The organism is Neorhizobium sp. PAMB6716 (assembly GCF_058242805.1).
Map to the genome: position 1 here is coordinate 1,691,449 of NZ_CM177835.1, position 17,363 is coordinate 1,708,811.

The window sequence follows — 17,363 nt, forward strand, 5'->3', positions numbered from 1 at the left end:
CCTTTACTTTCCGACGGTGACCTTGATCATCCGGTCGGGGCTTGAAACTTCTCCATTGCCGCCCTGCCCGCGCTTGATCTTGTCGACATTTTCCATGCCCGACACGACCTTGCCGACGACGGTATATTGTCCGTTGAGGAACGAGCCCTGGTCGAACATGATGAAGAACTGCGAATTGGCGGAATTGGGATCCTGCGACCGCGCCATGCCGACGGTGCCGCGCTCAAACGGAACCTTGGAAAACTCGGCGGGAATGTTGGGCAGGTCGGACTGGCCGGTGCCGGCACGGCGGGCGTCAAAACCCTTTTCCATATTGCCGAACTGCACGTCGCCGGTCTGCGCCATGAAGCCGTCGATGACGCGGTGGAAGGCGACATTGTTGTATTTGCCTTCCGTGGCGAGCTTCTTGATCTGCGCCACATGCTTGGGCGCGACCTCCGGCATCAGCTGCACGACGACGGGGCCGCTCTTCAGCTGGATGGTGAGGAAATCATCGGCTGCCGCCAGCGCCGTCGAGGCAAAGGATACGGCGGCCATGGCGCCGGCAAAGGCAAGGGTGAGAAGTTTCATCGGGTGAACTCCGTGTTGGACTTGGCGCCTCAGCGCTTGAACTTCCTGGAAAGGGCATCGAGAACGGGGGCCGGCACAAAGGCCTTTACATCTCCGCCCATGGCCGCGATCTGACGAACCAATGTGGCCGTAATAGGCCGCGAAGCCGTACCGGCCGGCAGGAAGACGGTCTGGATGTCAGGCGCCATCGCCGCATTCATGCCCGCCATCTGCATTTCGTAATCGAAATCGCTGCCATCGCGCAGCCCGCGGATCAAAAGGGTGGCACCCTTCTGGCGCGCGGCTTCCACCACAAGACCGTCGAAGGCCACCACGGTCAGCTGGGCTGCCCGCTCCGGCAGCACCTCTTGCAGCGAAAGACGAATAAGCTCCGCCCTCTCCTCGAAGCTGAACGTCGGCGCTTTGCCCGGATGCACGCCAATCGCCACCGTGACCGCATCGGCAACATTCAGCGCCTGGATGAGAACATCCAGATGACCATTCGTCATGGGGTCGAAAGATCCCGGATAGAAGGCTGTCCGCATTGCACCTCGCCTGGCGATTTGACGCCTTGTGTCATGGAAGACGCCTGTTCGCAAGCGTCCACCCGGATGAACGGCAGATGAACGCGGCGTTCAAGACCGTTTCAGGCGATCTATGATTATCTGTCACCATTCAAACGGCGCGATAGAAGGTTGCGTCCCGAAGATGAACAAAAACAAGGCTGGCGAGCCTGATGACCGGCAAAACCCTTCCGCATTCTGCGGTTGACGTTCTTTCGATCAACGCCAGCAAGGGTCGAACCTTAACGAATTCTGAACGCCAGATGAACGGCGCCTTCAGGCAGGCTTCAGAGGCCACACGTTAGGGTCTCTTCATAATCGGGTGGAACCCATGAGCGCGATGCGCGTTCTGGTCAACGAAAAGGAAGTTGGAAATGTTTGCCAAGAAAAAGACGGCCATGCCGGACACCATCACCATGATCAATGTGGTGTGGACGGCGGTGATTGCAGTGATGATGACTGCAACGGTCACGCTTTATCAGGGGAAGTCCAACGTCAATGAAGTCAATTATACTCAGATGACGGGCAGCTACGTGGAGCAGCCGTACTACTGAGTTTCATCCGTCAAGGAAGGAATGCATATGTACGTGACGATGATTGTTCTTGCTGGCCTGATCAGCACCATGTTCGTGGCAACTGTGACTTCCACCGTGACGGAACTTCGGCGTGAACACGCCAACCTGCGCGATTTTGCCAAACGCCACAGCGCGTTCTAAGGCAAACGCCTGCGGAACGGATGGAGAGGTCAAAACCGCTCATCCGGAATAAAAACTTAATCCCAAGACTGACAAGCCGGGTTCACCCGGTCCTGAAAAAAGCCGGTGGCGAAAGCCCCGGCTTTTTTCATGCGCGCTTTTTTTTTGCACAGTCCTGTTCTCCATCATTCTTTGAGAGCAACAAAAAGGCCGGGCGATGAAGTTGCCCGGCCTTTCAAATTCATCAGAGAGAGAGGCCTTACTCGGGCTGCCCCTCGCCGCCTTCGCCGGACGCGCCGTCTTGCGACGGTGCAGCTGCCCCGAGATCACCGGTTTCGGCCAGAACCTCTTCCGGCAGACCTGCGGTATCCTCGTCACCTTCCGGTTCGCTGATCCGTTCCACCGACACGACCTTCTCATCCTTGGCGGTGGAGAATATGGTGACCCCCTTGGTGGCGCGGCTGGCGATGCGGATGCCATCAACAGGCACGCGGATCAGCTGGCCACCATCGGAGACGAGCATGATCTGGTCCTTGACCTCGACCGGGAAGGCGGCGACCAGCTGGCCGATTTCCGCCGTCTTGGAGGTATCGGTGGCGCGGATGCCTTTGCCACCGCGACCGGAGGTGCGGAAATCATAGGTGGAGGACCGCTTGCCAATACCCTTTTCGGAAATCGTCAGCACGAACTGCTCGCGTGCCTTCAGTTCCTGGTAACGCTCGTCCTTGAGTTCGCCGACTTCGCCGACCTCTTCACCGACAAGCGCGATATCCTCCTCGTCGACACCGCTGGCGCGGCGCTCGGCAGCAGAGCGCTTCAGATAGGCGGCGCGCTCCCACGGCTCGGCATCCACATGGCCAACGATCGTCATCGAGATGATGCGGTCGCCGGATGCAAGGGTGATGCCGCGCACACCGATGGAATTGCGGCCGGCAAAGACACGCACTTCATCGACGGGGAAGCGGATGGCCTGGCCAAGTGCCGTCGTCAGCAGCACGTCGTCACCTGCGTCGTTGTCGGCAGCGCCCGCACCATTGCAGGTCTCGACGGAGAGGATTTCATCGCCCTCTTCCTCGAGTTTCATGGCGATCTTGCCGTTGCGGTTGACCTGGATGAAGTCCGACAGCTTGTTACGGCGCACGGTTCCGCGCGTCGTGGAGAACATCACGTCGAGGTTCTCCCAGCTCTTTTCATCCTCGGGCAGTGGCATGATGGTGGTGATACGTTCACCCGGCTCGAGCGGCAGCATGTTGATGAGCGCCTTGCCGCGAGACTGCGGCGTGCCGATCGGCAGGCGCCAGACCTTTTCCTTGTAGACGATGCCACGCGAGGAAAAGAACAGAACCGGCGTATGGGTATTGGCAACAAATAGCCGGGTAACGAAATCCGTATCCCGGGTAGCCATTCCCGACCGTCCCTTGCCGCCACGGCGCTGGGCGCGGTAGGTGGTAAGCGGAACGCGCTTGATGTAACCCAGATGCGACACGGTGACGACCATGTCCTCGCGGGCAATCAGGTCCTCGTCGTCCATGTCGGGGCCGCCATCCATGATGACGGTGCGGCGCGGCGTGCCAAACTCGTCGCGCACGGCGATGAGTTCATCCTTGACGATGGTCTGGATGCGCAGGCGCGATGACAGGATATCGAGATAATCGCTGATTTCGGCGCCGATCTTGTTCAGCTCGTCGCCGATTTCATCACGACCGAGCGCCGTGAGGCGTGCCAGGCGCAGTTCGAGAATGGCCCGCGCCTGCTCTTCCGAGAGGTTATACGTGCCGTCCTCGTTGATGCGATGGCGCGGATCGTCGATTAGACGGATCAACGCTTCGACATCCATGGCCGGCCAGCGGCGGGTCATCAGCTGCTCGCGCGCCGTCTGCGGATCGGGCGCACGGCGGATGAGACTGATGATCTCGTCGATATTGGCGACCGAGATCGCAAGGCCGACCAACACATGGGCGCGATCACGCGCCTTGCGCAGAAGGTACTTGGTTCGCCGGCTAACCACTTCCTCGCGGAAGACGGCAAAGGCGCGCAGCATGTCGAGCAGCGTCAGCTGTTCCGGCTTGCCGCCGTTCAGCGCCACCATGTTGCAGCCGAACGAGGTCTGCAGCGGGGTGTAACGATAGAGCTGGTTGAGGATCACATCGGCATTGGCATCGCGCTTCAACTCGATGACGACGCGGTAACCCTGGCGGTCGCTTTCGTCGCGCAGATCCGAAATGCCCTCGATGCGCTTGTCACGCACCAGTTCGGCGATCTTTTCGATCATCGTCGCCTTGTTCACCTGAAAGGGAACCTCGTCGATGATAATCTGCTCGCGGTCGCCGCGCATCGGCTCGATACGGGCGCGTCCGCGCATGATGACAGACCCGCGGCCGGTCTCATAGGCCGAGCGGATACCGGAACGGCCAAGAATCAGCGCGCCGGTCGGAAAGTCCGGGCCGGGAATGATCTGCATCAGTTCCGGAAGTTCGATGGCCGGATTATCGATGAGGGCGATGACCCCATCGATCACTTCCACCAGGTTGTGCGGCGGAATGTTGGTCGCCATGCCGACGGCAATGCCGCCCGCACCGTTAACCAGCAGGTTCGGGAACTTTGCGGGAACAACGACCGGCTCCGACATGGTGCCGTCGTAGTTGTCGCGGAAATCCACTGTTTCCTTGTCGAGATCGTCGAGCAGCGCATGCGCCACCTTCTGCAGGCGGCACTCGGTATAACGCTGGGCTGCCGGCGGATCGCCATCGATGGAGCCGAAATTGCCCTGACCATCGATCAGCGGCATGCGCAAAGACCAATCCTGCGCCATGCGGGCCAAGGCGTCATAGATCGCGGAGTCGCCGTGCGGATGGTATTTACCCATCACGTCACCGGTCACGCGCGCCGACTTGACGTATTTCTTGTTCCAGTCCAGCCCAAGTTCATTCATCCCGTAAAGGATGCGTCGATGGACCGGCTTCAAACCGTCACGCACGTCAGGCAGCGCGCGGCTCACGATAACGCTCATGGCGTAGTCGAGATAAGACCGCTGCATCTCCTCCATGATGGAAATAGGTTCGATGCCGGGAGGCAGCTTTCCGCCGCCGGGGGTGCTCTGCTCAGTCAAATCGGATACGATCTCTGTTCGGAATCAGTTGGTTCTGTATAGCCGAAAGGCCGGTTCAACGCCAATTTACCGGCAGGTTTTGAACAGGCTTTTGCGACGTTTGCGGGGCAAATGCACGAAAGTCAGTGCATCTGGAACTTTCCTCGCCCGCAGAACTGTCCTAACAATGTTAACGGGCCGCCGCAAGCGGCGTCAGGGGGAAGACGGATGGCGAGCGCAGATACCATCATGAGCGCGTTCACGACGCTGCTGGTCACCCTTGATCCGCCGGGGTTGGCGCCGATCTTTCTCGGCCTGACAGCGGGGCTCACACGGGCGCAGCGACGCCAGGTGGCCTGGCGCGGCTCGGTGATCGCCTTTTTCATTCTTGCGGTGTTTGCCCTCTTCGGTGCTGGCATCCTGTCGCTGCTCGGCATTTCAATGGGCGCGTTTCGGATTTCCGGCGGTCTGCTGCTGTTCTGGATTGCCTTCGAGATGATTTTCCAGAAGCGCAACGACCGCAAGGAAGAGACGTCCAAGACTGCCATCACCATCGACCACATCCAGAATATCGCCATTTTTCCGCTGGCGCTGCCACTGATTGCCGGCCCCGGCGCCATTTCGGCCACTGTGCTGCTCGCCGGCTCCTTTGCCGAACCGCTCGACCGGGCGCTGCTCATCCTGATGCTGGCGATTGCCATGGCAACCGTACTGATCGCGCTGATGATTGCCGACCGGCTCGACCAGTATCTCGGCGTCTCCGGCCGCGCGCTTCTAACGCGTCTCCTCGGCGTGCTGCTCGCCGCCCTCTCGGCGCAGTTTGTCGTCGATGGCGTCAAATCCGCTTTTGCGCTCTGACTGTTCTGTCGACACACGCCTCCTCCCGATGCAGCGCTGTGAGCGCGTTGCTGCTTCCTCTGCTGCCGGAAAGAGGGTCTTCACACCGCCTTCTTCCGCACCCCAGGCCCATGACATGAAACCCATTTTCGACCTCCGCCGCTTTCTGCCCACGCCGCCGCCGCTCAGCCTCAAGGAACGCATCCGCGCGCCGATGGGCGCGCTTGTCGGAATTGCCGTCACGGCTGTTGCAAGCCTTCTTGCCCTGAAGCTCGGCCTTGCCGCCCCCGCGCTGATTGCCCCCATGGGTGCCTCGGCCGTGCTGCTGTTTGCCGTGCCCTCCAGCCCGCTGGCGCAGCCCTGGTCGGTGGTCGGCGGGAACGGGCTTTCGGCATTGATGGGTGTGGCAGCGACGGTTCTGGTAGCAGACCCAGTTCTCGCCGCAGCGCTTGCCGTCAGCCTCGCGATCGCTGTGATGACGGCCTGCCGCTGCCTGCACCCTCCGGGCGGCGCCGTGGCGCTGACGGCCGTCGTTGGCGGTGCTGCCGTTCACGATCTGGGGTTCGGTTTCGTGTTATGGCCGGTTCTTGGCAATTCGCTGCTGCTGCTTGCAAGCGCGCTTGTCTTTCACCGTCTGACCGGAGGCATCTATCCGCACCGCCTGCAGCCTTTTTCCCGCGTAACGGCCGATCCAGCGCCGCTCTCGCGTATCGGATTTCTGACGGAAGATCTGGACGAGGTGCTGAAGGACTATGACCGGTTTCTGGATATCGACCGCGGCGACCTCGAAACCATTTTGCGGCGCACCGAACTGCGCTCTTATCGCCGCCGCGCGCAGCATGCCGATTGCGCCAGCATCATGTCACGCGATGTCGTGGCGGTGGCGCCCGATACCAGTCTTCGCGAAGCCTATGCCCTGATGCATCGATACCGGTTTCATGCGCTCCCCGTGACCAACGACCGGGCAGAAGTTATCGGCATCGTCACGCAGAGCGATTTCCTGCACAAGCCGCGCTGGGTGGCGGGGCGTCCGCGCATCGCGTTCAGACAACGGCTGAGCCTGATCCTGTCCGGCGCGTCGGCGCCGAACGATACGGTCAAGGACATCATGACGGCGCCCGTGCGCACGGTGCGGGGAGACACGCCCATCGCCGAGGCTATCATCGCCTTTGCCGAAGGTGGCCTGCATCACCTGCCGGTGGTGCGCGAGGGCAACCGACTGACCGGCATCATCTCGCAATCCGACGCGTTGGTCGCCATGCTCGAAGACAAAACGGCCGGCGAAACATCCGCTTCGCCGGCCGCATCCTGAACGATAGCTATAGAAGAATCAGAATGGGATGTCGTCATCGAGATCGCGGGCAAAACCGCCGCCGGCAGCGCCACCGGAAGGCTGGCCGCCGCGGCTGGACGATGCCGGCGCGCGATCATAATCGTCGCCATAGCCGCCACCGAAATCACCACCGCCAGCCGGCTGGCCGCCGGATCTGCCGCCGCCAAAGCCAGCGCCCTGCCCGCCGCCGCCTTCACCACGACCACCCAGCATGGTCAGCGTGGAGTTAAAACCCTGCAGCACGACTTCGGTGGAGTAACGGTCATTGCCGGTCTGGTCCTGCCACTTGCGGGTCTGCAGCTGGCCTTCGATATAAACCGTGGCGCCCTTTTTCAGGTACTGCTCGGCCACCTTGCAGAGACCCTCATTGAAGATCACCACACTGTGCCATTCGGTCTTTTCCTTGCGCTCGCCGCTGTTGCGGTCGCGCCAGGTTTCAGACGTTGCGATGCGCAGGTTGGCAATCGGCCGGCCGTCCTGCGTCCGACGGATTTCCGGGTCGGCGCCGAGATTGCCGATCAAAATTACCTTGTTGACGCTGCCAGCCATTTTTTCACCTTGTCTGCTGCCGCATGCGGCGCGCGAATTTTAAAAACCTTTCCCACTCTACCCCATTGCCGGCGGCGAATGGGTTTTGGAGATCGGTAATCCACAAGCAAATTTGTTCTTTCTTTGTTCTAGTATTCCGCTATGATCCTGTCAACGCCCGGATGCGTAGGACGAATCGAAAAGCCACTCGGCAACGCCTTTCGCCTCGACACCAGCCGTTGGATCACTAGATAAGGGACTTGTCCTCCCACAGAGCCTTTTTCACGATGAGCGAACTCAAGACGATTTCCATTCGCGGTGCCCGCGAGCACAATCTCAAGGGCATCGATCTCGACCTGCCCCGCAACAGCCTGATCGTGATGACCGGCCTGTCCGGATCGGGAAAATCATCCCTGGCCTTTGACACCATCTATGCGGAAGGCCAGCGGCGTTATGTCGAAAGCCTTTCGGCCTATGCGCGCCAGTTCCTGGAAATGATGCAGAAGCCGGATGTCGACCAGATCGACGGCCTGTCGCCGGCTATTTCCATCGAGCAGAAAACCACCTCGAAAAACCCGCGCTCGACGGTTGGCACCGTCACCGAGATCTACGACTACATGCGCCTTCTGTTTGCGCGCGTCGGCGTTCCCTATTCGCCAGCCACCGGCCTTCCTATCGAAAGCCAGACGGTGAGCCAGATGGTGGACCGGGTTCTGGCCTTCGAGGAAGGCACCCGCCTCTATATCTTGGCGCCCCTCGTGCGCGGCCGCAAGGGCGAGTACAAGAAGGAACTCGCCGACCTCATGAAGAAAGGTTTTCAGCGCGTGAAGGTGGATGGCACCTTTTACGAGATCGCCGAAGCCCCGACGCTCGACAAGAAATACAAGCACGATATCGATGTGGTGGTTGACCGCGTCGTGGTGCGCTCCGATATAGGGGCGCGTCTGGCCGACAGTCTGGAAACCTGCCTGCGGTTGGCGGATGGTCTGGCGATTGCCGAATTTGCCGACAAGCCGTTGCCGCCGGAGGAAACCTCTGCCGGCGGTTCGGCCAACAAATCGCTCAACGAGACCCATGAACGGGTGCTGTTTTCGGAAAAATTCGCCTGCCCCGTCTCCGGCTTCACCATTCCGGAAATCGAGCCGCGGTTGTTTTCCTTCAACAATCCCTTCGGTGCCTGCCCGACCTGCGACGGTCTGGGGTCGCAGCAGAAGGTCGATGAAGCGCTCATCATCCCGGAGACGGAGCGCACACTGAAGGATGGCGCCATCGCGCCCTGGGCCAAATCCTCCTCGCCCTACTACAACCAGACGCTGGAAGGATTGGGCAAGGTCTATGGCTTCAAGCTGTCGGACCGCTGGGCTAAACTGTCCAAGGAAGCGCAGGGCGCGATCCTCCACGGCACGGACGAAAAGATCGAGTTTCATTACGTCGATGGCGCGCGCGCCTACAAGACGACGAAGAATTTCGAAGGCATCGTGCCCAATCTCGAGCGCCGCTGGAAGGAAACCGACAGCGCCTGGGCGCGCGAGGAAATCGAACGTTACATGTCGGCGGCACCCTGCCCGGCCTGTTCCGGTTTTCGCCTGAAACCGGAAGCGCTGGCGGTCAAGATCGATAAGATGCACATCGGTCAGGTCACGCAGATGTCGATCAAGGTGGCGCGCGACTGGTTTGAGGATCTGCCGGAGCGGCTGAACGCCAAGCAGAACGAGATTGCCGTGCGCATCCTCAAGGAAATTCGCGAGCGGCTGCGCTTCCTCAACGACGTCGGGTTGGATTATTTGAGCCTGTCGCGCAATTCCGGCACGCTGTCGGGCGGAGAAAGCCAGCGCATCCGGCTCGCCTCGCAGATCGGCTCGGGCCTCACCGGCGTGCTCTATGTGCTGGACGAACCGTCGATCGGTCTTCACCAGCGCGACAATGCCCGCCTTCTCGACACGCTGAAACACCTGCGCGACATCGGCAACACGGTGCTGGTGGTCGAGCATGACGAGGACGCGATCCTGTCGGCCGATTATGTGGTCGATATCGGCCCGGCTGCCGGCATTCATGGCGGCGAGGTCATTGCCGCCGGCACGCCGCAGGAGGTGATGGCGCATCCGAAATCGCTGACGGGCAAATACCTCTCCGGCGAACTCGGCGTGCCCGTTCCCGCCGAACGGCGCAAGCCGAAGAAAGGCAAGGAGCTGAAGGTTTTCGGCGCCCGTGGCAACAATCTGAAGAATGTCACGGCCGCCGTGCCGCTTGGCCTGTTCACCGCCGTCACCGGCGTGTCCGGCGGCGGCAAGTCGACCTTCCTGATTGAGACGCTGTACAAGGCCGCCGCACGCCGTGTCATGGGCGCGCGCGAAATTCCGGCCGACCATGACCGCATCGATGGTTTTGAATTCATCGACAAGGTGATCGATATCGACCAGTCGCCGATCGGGCGCACGCCGCGCTCGAACCCCGCCACCTATACCGGCGCGTTTACGCCGATCCGCGACTGGTTTTCCGGCCTGCCGGAGGCAAAAGCGCGCGGTTATCAGCCTGGCCGCTTCTCGTTCAACGTCAAGGGCGGTCGTTGCGAGGCCTGCCAGGGTGATGGTGTCATCAAGATCGAGATGCACTTCCTGCCGGACGTTTATGTCACCTGCGATGTCTGCCACGGCAAGCGCTACAATCGCGAAACGCTGGATGTCACCTTCAAGGGCAAGTCGATTGCCGACGTGCTCGACATGACGGTGGAGGAAGGTGTCGACTTCTTCTCGGCGGTTCCGGCGGTGCGCGACAAGCTGCAGGCGCTGTTCGATGTCGGCCTCGGTTATATCAAGGTCGGCCAGCAGGCCAATACGCTGTCGGGCGGCGAGGCGCAGCGCGTGAAGCTGGCCAAGGAATTGTCAAAACGCTCGACCGGCCGCACGCTCTATATTCTGGATGAACCGACAACCGGGCTGCACTTCCACGATGTCGCAAAACTGCTGGAAATGCTGCATGAACTGGTCAACCAGGGCAATTCGGTCGTCGTCATCGAGCACAATCTGGAAGTCATCAAGACGGCAGACTGGGTCATCGATATCGGCCCGGAAGGTGGCACCGGTGGTGGCGAGATTGTGGCAACAGGAACGCCGGAAGCCATCGTCAAGGAAAAGCGCTCCTATACGGGCCAGTTCCTGAAAGACCTGCTGGAGCGCCGGCCGGTCCGCAAAGTCGAAGCGGCAGAATAAGGCTCTGCCGCCTGCCCTGCCACCATGGATCGAAAGGACCAACGCATGAGCACATCCGGCATAATCCGCACCGGCATCGGTGGCTGGACCTTCGATCCCTGGGAGGGCACATTTTATCCGGAAAAGCTCACCAAGAAGCGTCAACTGGAATTTGCCAGCCGCGAACTGACGGCCATCGAGGTGAACGGCACCTATTATTCCAGCCAGAAGCCGGCCACCTTTGCCAAATGGGCGGCTGAGGTGCCGGAGAGTTTCGTGTTTTCCCTGAAGGCCAGCCGCTACTGCACCAACAGAAAGGTGCTGGCGGAAGCCGGGCCGTCGATCGAAAAGTTTCTCGGCCAGGGCATTGCCGAATTGGGGCCCCATCTCGGACCCATTCTCTGGCAGTTCATGGGAACGAAGAAATTCGAACCGGAAGATTTCGAGGCCTTTCTCCAGCAATTGCCGAAAACGCTCGACGGCCTGCCGCTTCGCCACGTGGTGGAGCCCCGTCATGAGAGTTTCTGCACGCCCGAGTTTGTCGATCTCCTGTCAAAATACCAGGTTGCCGCCGTCTGCGCCGATCATCCCGACTACCCGATGTTTGCCGATGTCACCGCCGATTTCGTCTATGCCCGCCTGCAAAAGGGAACGGACGACACGCCGACCTGCTATCCGCCAGAAGACATCGACCTCTGGGCCGAGCGGTTCAAAAACTATGCGAAAGGCGGCGTGCCAAAGGATCTGCCACGCAATGCACCGGACCATCAGGGGCCGGTAAAACCGCGCGATGTCTTTGCCTTCTTCATCTCCGGCGGCAAGGTGAATGCGCCGAACGGTGCGCGCCATCTGCAAAAATCAGTGGCGCCGTGAAGGCGGTAACGCAAACAGATGCGTTTACGGTTCGCATTGCCGCAGCAGGCAGGGCGGATTTTGAAAGCCTGCGAGCCCTAGAACTTGCCGCCTTTGCCACCCTTCAGGCGGCAGGTGCCGTCACTGGCGAAGCATCAGCAGCCACGTTGGACGAATTGCAGACCTACCTCGATGCGGGCATGCTGGTCGCGGCTTTCCTTGATGCAGAGCCGGTCGGCTATGCCGGTGGTTCTATCGCAGATGGTGATTGGCTGCATATCGGTGAGATGGATGTTCACCCCGACTTCCAGCGCAAGGGCATTGGCCGGCGTCTGGTGCAGGCCCTTCTCCTTGAAGGTCGGTCGCACAAGCTTCAAGGTGCAACGTTGACCACGGATCGGTTCGCCCCATTCAATGCACCATTTTACGCGACGCTTGGCTTTCGCATCGTGGAGAAAGAAGCCTGCACCAAGCGTTTGGCGCACATTCTGGAGGAAGAGGTACGACAGGGGCTTGATCCCGCCCGCCGCGTGGCGATGCTTCTCGACTTTCTGCCGTAAAGGCGGGTTCAGGAAGACGCCTTGCGCAAGGCCTCGATCGGGCGGACGTGTTGGACAAGGGTTTCGGCCGTCAGGCCAAGCCCGGCTCTCATGCCTGCCTCTCCATGCAGGAAAACACCGGCCGCGGCAGCCTCGAAGGCCGGCATGCCCTGCGCGAGAAGCGCCCCGATCAGCCCGGCCAGTACATCGCCGGAACCTGCCGTCGCAAGCCAGGGCGGGGCGTTCTCGTTGATCAGCGCGCGACCGTCCGGATGCGCCACCACCGTGTCTGCTCCCTTGTAGACGATGACGGCATGCGCGCGCAGAGCCGCCGCCCTTGCTTTTTCCATCTTGCCAAGCCTCGCATCGCCGGCAAGATCGGGAAAAAGCCTCCCGAATTCACCTTCGTGCGGCGTCAGCACCAGCCGCGTCTCGCCCCGCTCAAACAGCGAAAACAGGTCCTCGGGCGCTGACCCGCCAGTGCCTGCAGCAAACGAAGTGATGGCATCAGCATCGACCACCACCGGCTTTTCTGCAATCGCGCGCACAAAATCGCGGACTTTCTCGCCAATGCCAAAACCCGGGCCGATAACGAAGGCGGCAAGTTTTCCCGCAGCCAGCCAGTCCTGCAGATCGCCGCTCGTGTCGATCTGTCTGAGCATGACGGCCGTCAGCGCCGGTGCCTGTTCCGACAGCGCCTCGGTGGGCGAGGCAATGGTCACCAGCCCTGCGCCCATGTGGAGGGCTGCGGCTGCCGAAAGGCGGGCGGCGCCTGTGTGACTTTTCCCGCCGCTGAACACGACGAGATGGCCGCGACGGTATTTGTGCGTCTCGCTGCCAAGCGTCGGAGCCGATGCGCGCCATGCAGAGGGAACGTTGACGGCCAGTTGGCCTAAGTTCTGCGCAAGGATGCGTTGGGGAATGCCGATATCGAACACCTCCACCGCGCCGCAGAGCGCCCGTCCCGGCATCAGCAGGTGGCCGGGCTTGCGCGTCATGAAGGTGACCGTGCGCTCCGCCTTAAAGGCAGCACCCAGCACAAGGCCACGGGCGCCGCAGACGCCGGAGGGAAGATCGATCGACAATACGGGGATGCCCGCCTTTTCGACGCGCGCAATGATATCGGCCACGCCGTCTGGCACGTCCCGCGACAGGCCCGCGCCGAAAATGCCGTCGATCACCAGATCGCCCTCTGCCGGTCGATAAAGATGAAGCGGCTGGGGAAAAACAGCGGGCGCTTCGCCCGCATAGAGGTCGAAGGCATGTCTGGCGTCTCCCGTAAGGCACGCCGGGTCTGCCAGCGCATGGATCTCCACCTTTGCTCCGGCGCCGCAAAGCGCACGTGCGGCCACATAGGCATCGCCGCCGTTATTGCCGGGCCCTGCCAGCACGAGGAAGCGCTGCGTGCCGGGATAAAATTTCAGCGCGGCCGCTGCGACCGCCTGCCCTGCCCTCTCCATCAGCGAAAACGACGAAAGGCCGGAGGCGGCCGCCGCCGTATCGACGGCCGCCATCTCGTCCGGTGTGAGCAGAATTGGTGCATTTGGAAACATCGCGCCATTCAAGCCCAGGCAGCCGAAAACGCAACCCCGAAAATTGAACAGAAAATGTCTATATTTTGGGCATTTGAACAAATAAAATCCACATCGAAACAAAGGCAGGCTTTACGCGCGAAAAGCAGGAGGTGAAGTTTCCAGACACCTCTTGCCACCGGCATCGCGAAACCATAGCCTGCCATATGCATACCGGCTGAGCGACCAGGGCTCGGCAACCGGTAAAGGATTTCTGCCAAACTCAGTCCTGGTTTGGCACGATACCTGCATCAACAAGGGCGAGCGGGCAATGGCCTGCTCCCAAGGGAGAAGCGGAGAGACATTTTCTCATGAAAAAGATCGAAGCGATCATCAAGCCTTTCAAACTCGACGAAGTTAAGGAAGCGCTTCAAGAGGTCGGACTGCAGGGGATCACGGTGACGGAGGCCAAGGGCTTCGGACGCCAGAAGGGACATACGGAGCTTTACCGCGGCGCTGAATACGTCGTGGACTTTCTGCCGAAGGTGAAGGTCGAGGTCGTGCTGGCTGACGAGAATGTCGACGCTGTGATCGACGCCATCCGCAACGCGGCCCAGACTGGACGCATCGGCGACGGCAAGATATTCGTATCCAACGTGGAAGAAGTGGTTCGTATCCGCACCGGCGAGACCGGCGTGGACGCCATCTGAACCTGCGTCATAAATCCGGCTGCAAAGAACCGGATAACGCCATTATTTCATATCCAAGGGAGAGACCATGACGACCGCAAGCGACATCATGAAACAGATCAAGGAGAACGACGTCAAGTTCGTCGATCTGCGCTTTACCGACCCCAAAGGCAAGCTGCAGCACGTGACGATGGATGTCGTGGCGGTCGACGAGGACATGTTCGCCGATGGCGTCATGTTCGACGGCTCGTCCATCGGCGGCTGGAAGGCCATCAACGAGTCCGACATGGTGCTGATGCCGGATCCGGCAACCGTCCACATGGACCCGTTTTTTGCCCAGTCGACCATGGTTGTCATGTGCGACATTCTCGACCCGGTGTCCGGCGAAGCCTATAACCGCGATCCGCGCGGCACGGCCAAGAAGGCCGAAGCCTATCTGAAGGCCTCCGGTATCGGCGACACGGTCTTTGTTGGCCCCGAGCCGGAATTTTTCGTCTTCGACGACGTGAAATACAAGGCAGACCCTTACAATACCGGTTTCAAGCTCGATTCGTCGGAACTGCCGTCGAACGATGACACCGACTATGAGACGGGCAATCTTGGCCACCGTCCGCGCGTCAAGGGCGGCTATTTCCCGGTTCCTCCGGTCGACAGCCTGCAGGACATGCGCTCGGAAATGCTGACGGTGCTGACCGAAATGGGCGTCGTCGTCGAAAAGCATCACCACGAAGTGGCATCAGCCCAGCACGAACTCGGCGTCAAGTTCGACACGCTGGTGCGCAATGCCGACAAGATGCAGATCTACAAATATGTCGTGCATCAGGTGGCCAATGCTTATGGCAAGACGGCAACCTTCATGCCGAAGCCGATTTATGGCGACAACGGCTCGGGCATGCACGTGCATCAGTCGATCTGGAAGGACGGCAAGCCGACCTTTGCCGGCGACGAATATGCCGGCCTGTCGGAAACCTGCCTCTATTACATCGGCGGCATCATCAAGCACGCCAAGGCGATCAACGCCTTCACCAACCCGACGACCAATTCCTACAAGCGTCTGGTTCCCGGTTATGAAGCGCCGGTTCTGCTTGCCTATTCGGCTCGCAACCGTTCGGCCTCCTGCCGCATTCCGTTCGGCTCCGGCCCGAAGGCCAAGCGCGTGGAAGTACGCTTCCCCGATCCGGCACAGAACCCCTATCTCGGTTTCGCCGCCATGCTGATGGCCGGTCTCGATGGCATCAAGAACAAGATCCATCCGGGCAAGGCCATGGACAAGGATCTCTACGACCTGCCGCCGAAGGAACTGAAGAAGATCCCGACCGTCTGCGCCAGCCTGCGCGAAGCGCTCGACAGCCTCGACAAGGACCGCAAGTTCCTGACGGCCGGCGGCGTGTTCGATGACGACCAGATCGATGCCTATATCGAACTGAAGATGCAGGAAGTCATGCGTTTCGAAATGACCCCGCATCCGGTCGAATTCGATATGTACTACTCGATCTGATCGACGCTCGATCGCGATCTGGAATTGGAAACCGGCAGGTCTCACCTGCCGGTTTTTTTCATGGACGCGAGAGATCCGCCTGACTGCGCCTTGAGATTGAAAATGCGATTTCCCTTGCAGAACCCTGATTTCTCATGGACCTGCCAGCCACTTGATGTCAGTTTGATGAATAACCACATGTCATGCGAAAGGAAGTTCGCATCATGAAACAGAGAAACGCAAAATTCACGATCGGCGAAGTCGTTCGCCACAAGGTGTTTCCGTTCCGCGGTATTGTGTTCGATGTGGATCCCGAATTCGCCAATACCGAAGAATGGTGGAATTCTATCCCGGCAGAAATCCGTCCGCACAAGGACCAGCCTTTTTACCATCTGCTCGCTGAAAACGACGAGACGGCCTACGTCGCCTATGTCTCGGAGCAGAACCTGATGCATGACGAGAGCGGTGAACCGCTGCGCAATCCGCATGTATCGCAGATCTTTGATCGGGCACCGTCCGGGCAGCTGCGCCCGAAAGCGATACTTGCCCACTGAAGGCAAGCCGGCCGATCGCCCGAAGGGCTCAACAAAAAACGACGCTGCGATGATCCGCAGCGTCGTTTTTCATTGAGACGAATGACCTTTCAGCCAGTCGTTTATCAGTTACCAGCCTTGGCAGCGTTCTGGGCGTCTTCCAGCTTCTTGCGTGCTTCTTCGGCCTTCTTCTGCATGCTTTCCTGCAGGCTGCGCTGGCTTTCAGCCAGCTGCGACTGCGAAATTGCCGGGCCGTCGAAAACGCCGGTGAAGCCGCCGAGAGAAACCTTGATCGGGTTCGGCGCGCGGCGGAAATTGATCGAGGTGAAGACCACCTCATTGCCCTTCTTGAGGCTTGCGATCATTGCATCGCTCAAAGGCACTTCAGCCGTGCAACGGTCGGGAATGCAAAGCACGTAATCGAGCTTCTGGCCCTTGCCGCCATCGATCTGCATCATCACGCCGGGCTGGATGAGCCGAGCGGACGGAACCGAAACCTGCAGGATCTTGCGGTTGACCTTGCCTTCCACGGTGATCAGGCCAACGGCCGTGATGAGCTGGCCGTTCTGCGACAGAAGCACGTTCTGCACGGCGCAGACATCGCTGTCGTCCTGCTTTTCGCACGTCTTGAACCAGCCAAGCGGCGGAGCGCCAGCCGGGGCGGCAGCGTTCTGGGCGAAAGCTGCGACCGGAAGAGCGCCGATGGAAAGTGCGAGAGCGGACATTGCCGTCCGCAGAACGTTGTTTGCCTTAAGCATCATACCAGAATCCGTCTCCTGAAAGCGGTTTTTCGAAGCAGTTGTGCCGCTCCGTGCCGGGGTCGTGGTCCCTCACCTGTCGTTTAAATAAGGCAATTGAATGACCCGCGTGTTCGGCCAAATCTGTTACATCGCAGCGCCTGCGATATCCAGCACTACTTTTGAAATTCGCTCCGCCCTTTCCAAGTTTCGCGGCGCTATATTGGTTTTTGACGGTCCTATG

At 60.1% G+C, this 17,363-nt stretch carries 16 protein-coding genes; 10 read left to right on the forward strand and 6 right to left on the reverse strand.

Features of this window, described 5'->3' with window-relative positions:
• Nucleotides 1–3: 3 nt before the first annotated feature.
• Both AC4CWH_RS08215 and coaD read right to left on the reverse strand, forming a co-directional pair.
• Complete coding sequence (locus AC4CWH_RS08215; RefSeq protein ID WP_491281581.1) at nt 4–570, reverse strand: peptidylprolyl isomerase; 567 nt, start codon at nt 568–570, stop codon at nt 4–6.
• 29 nt (nt 571–599) lie between these two features.
• On the reverse strand, nt 600–1,094 hold the full coding sequence (gene coaD / locus AC4CWH_RS08220; RefSeq protein WP_491281582.1) for a pantetheine-phosphate adenylyltransferase: 495 nt from the start codon (nt 1,092–1,094) through the stop codon (nt 600–602).
• Nucleotides 1,095–1,486: 392 nt separating this feature from the next.
• On the opposite strand from coaD, the gene AC4CWH_RS08225 reads away from it, so the two are divergent.
• Nucleotides 1,487–1,666 carry a hypothetical protein gene (locus tag AC4CWH_RS08225; RefSeq protein WP_491281583.1) on the forward strand — a complete coding sequence of 60 codons (180 nt, stop codon included), beginning with the start codon at nt 1,487–1,489 and terminating at the stop codon, nt 1,664–1,666.
• Between the two features lie 33 nt (nt 1,667–1,699).
• Entirely contained in the window at nt 1,700–1,828 is a 129-nt protein-coding gene (locus AC4CWH_RS08230) for a hypothetical protein (RefSeq protein ID WP_491321482.1), read from the forward strand.
• Between the two features lie 238 nt (nt 1,829–2,066).
• Here AC4CWH_RS08230 and gyrA read toward each other — a convergent pair whose 3' ends face one another.
• A complete protein-coding gene (gene gyrA, locus AC4CWH_RS08235; protein ID WP_491321163.1) occupies nt 2,067–4,916 on the reverse strand; it encodes a DNA gyrase subunit A in 2,850 nt (949 codons plus the stop codon).
• A 207-nt stretch (nt 4,917–5,123) separates the two neighbouring features.
• Here gyrA and AC4CWH_RS08240 point away from each other — a divergent pair, with 207 nt between their 5' ends.
• Both AC4CWH_RS08240 and AC4CWH_RS08245 read left to right on the forward strand, forming a co-directional pair.
• Entirely contained in the window at nt 5,124–5,753 is a 630-nt protein-coding gene (locus AC4CWH_RS08240; RefSeq protein WP_491281586.1) for a MarC family protein, read from the forward strand.
• Nucleotides 5,754–5,868: 115 nt separating this feature from the next.
• Nucleotides 5,869–7,044, forward strand: a complete 1,176-nt coding sequence (locus AC4CWH_RS08245; RefSeq protein ID WP_491321164.1) for an HPP family protein — start codon at nt 5,869–5,871, stop codon at nt 7,042–7,044.
• 18 nt (nt 7,045–7,062) lie between these two features.
• On the opposite strand, the gene AC4CWH_RS08250 is transcribed toward AC4CWH_RS08245, so the two are convergent.
• Nucleotides 7,063–7,614 (reverse strand): single-stranded DNA-binding protein, encoded by a 552-nt coding sequence (locus AC4CWH_RS08250; protein WP_491321165.1) that lies wholly within the window; start codon nt 7,612–7,614, stop codon nt 7,063–7,065.
• 266 nt (nt 7,615–7,880) lie between these two features.
• On the opposite strand from AC4CWH_RS08250, the gene uvrA reads away from it, so the two are divergent.
• From uvrA to AC4CWH_RS08265, 3 genes are read left to right on the forward strand one after another with little or no spacing between them, the layout of a single operon-like run.
• Nucleotides 7,881–10,802 carry an excinuclease ABC subunit UvrA gene (uvrA, locus tag AC4CWH_RS08255; RefSeq protein ID WP_491321166.1) on the forward strand — a complete coding sequence of 974 codons (2,922 nt, stop codon included), beginning with the start codon at nt 7,881–7,883 and terminating at the stop codon, nt 10,800–10,802.
• A gap of 45 nt (nt 10,803–10,847) precedes the next feature.
• The gene (locus AC4CWH_RS08260) at nt 10,848–11,654 is read left to right on the forward strand and encodes a DUF72 domain-containing protein (RefSeq protein ID WP_491321167.1); all 807 of its coding nucleotides are present in this window, start codon (nt 10,848–10,850) and stop codon (nt 11,652–11,654) included.
• Complete coding sequence (locus tag AC4CWH_RS08265; RefSeq protein ID WP_491321168.1) at nt 11,651–12,193, forward strand: GNAT family N-acetyltransferase; 543 nt, start codon at nt 11,651–11,653, stop codon at nt 12,191–12,193. The genes AC4CWH_RS08260 and AC4CWH_RS08265 overlap by 4 nt, the downstream gene beginning before the upstream one ends.
• Nucleotides 12,194–12,201: 8 nt before the next feature.
• On the opposite strand, the gene AC4CWH_RS08270 is transcribed toward AC4CWH_RS08265, so the two are convergent.
• Complete coding sequence (locus tag AC4CWH_RS08270) at nt 12,202–13,725, reverse strand: NAD(P)H-hydrate dehydratase (protein WP_491321169.1); 1,524 nt, start codon at nt 13,723–13,725, stop codon at nt 12,202–12,204.
• A 329-nt stretch (nt 13,726–14,054) separates the two neighbouring features.
• On the opposite strand from AC4CWH_RS08270, the gene AC4CWH_RS08275 reads away from it, so the two are divergent.
• From AC4CWH_RS08275 to hspQ, 3 genes are all read left to right on the forward strand, one after another.
• Nucleotides 14,055–14,393, forward strand: coding sequence for a P-II family nitrogen regulator (locus tag AC4CWH_RS08275; protein WP_062554525.1), 339 nt, complete (start codon nt 14,055–14,057; stop codon nt 14,391–14,393).
• Between the two features lie 67 nt (nt 14,394–14,460).
• Nucleotides 14,461–15,870: a type I glutamate--ammonia ligase gene (glnA, locus tag AC4CWH_RS08280; protein ID WP_491281593.1), complete on the forward strand. Its 1,410-nt coding sequence runs from the start codon at nt 14,461–14,463 to the stop codon at nt 15,868–15,870.
• Between the two features lie 203 nt (nt 15,871–16,073).
• Nucleotides 16,074–16,403, forward strand: coding sequence for a heat shock protein HspQ (hspQ, locus tag AC4CWH_RS08285; RefSeq protein WP_491281594.1), 330 nt, complete (start codon nt 16,074–16,076; stop codon nt 16,401–16,403).
• Between the two features lie 104 nt (nt 16,404–16,507).
• Here hspQ and AC4CWH_RS08290 read toward each other — a convergent pair whose 3' ends face one another.
• The gene (locus tag AC4CWH_RS08290) at nt 16,508–17,143 is read right to left on the reverse strand and encodes an invasion associated locus B family protein (protein WP_491281595.1); all 636 of its coding nucleotides are present in this window, start codon (nt 17,141–17,143) and stop codon (nt 16,508–16,510) included.
• Nucleotides 17,144–17,363 lie beyond the last annotated feature (220 nt).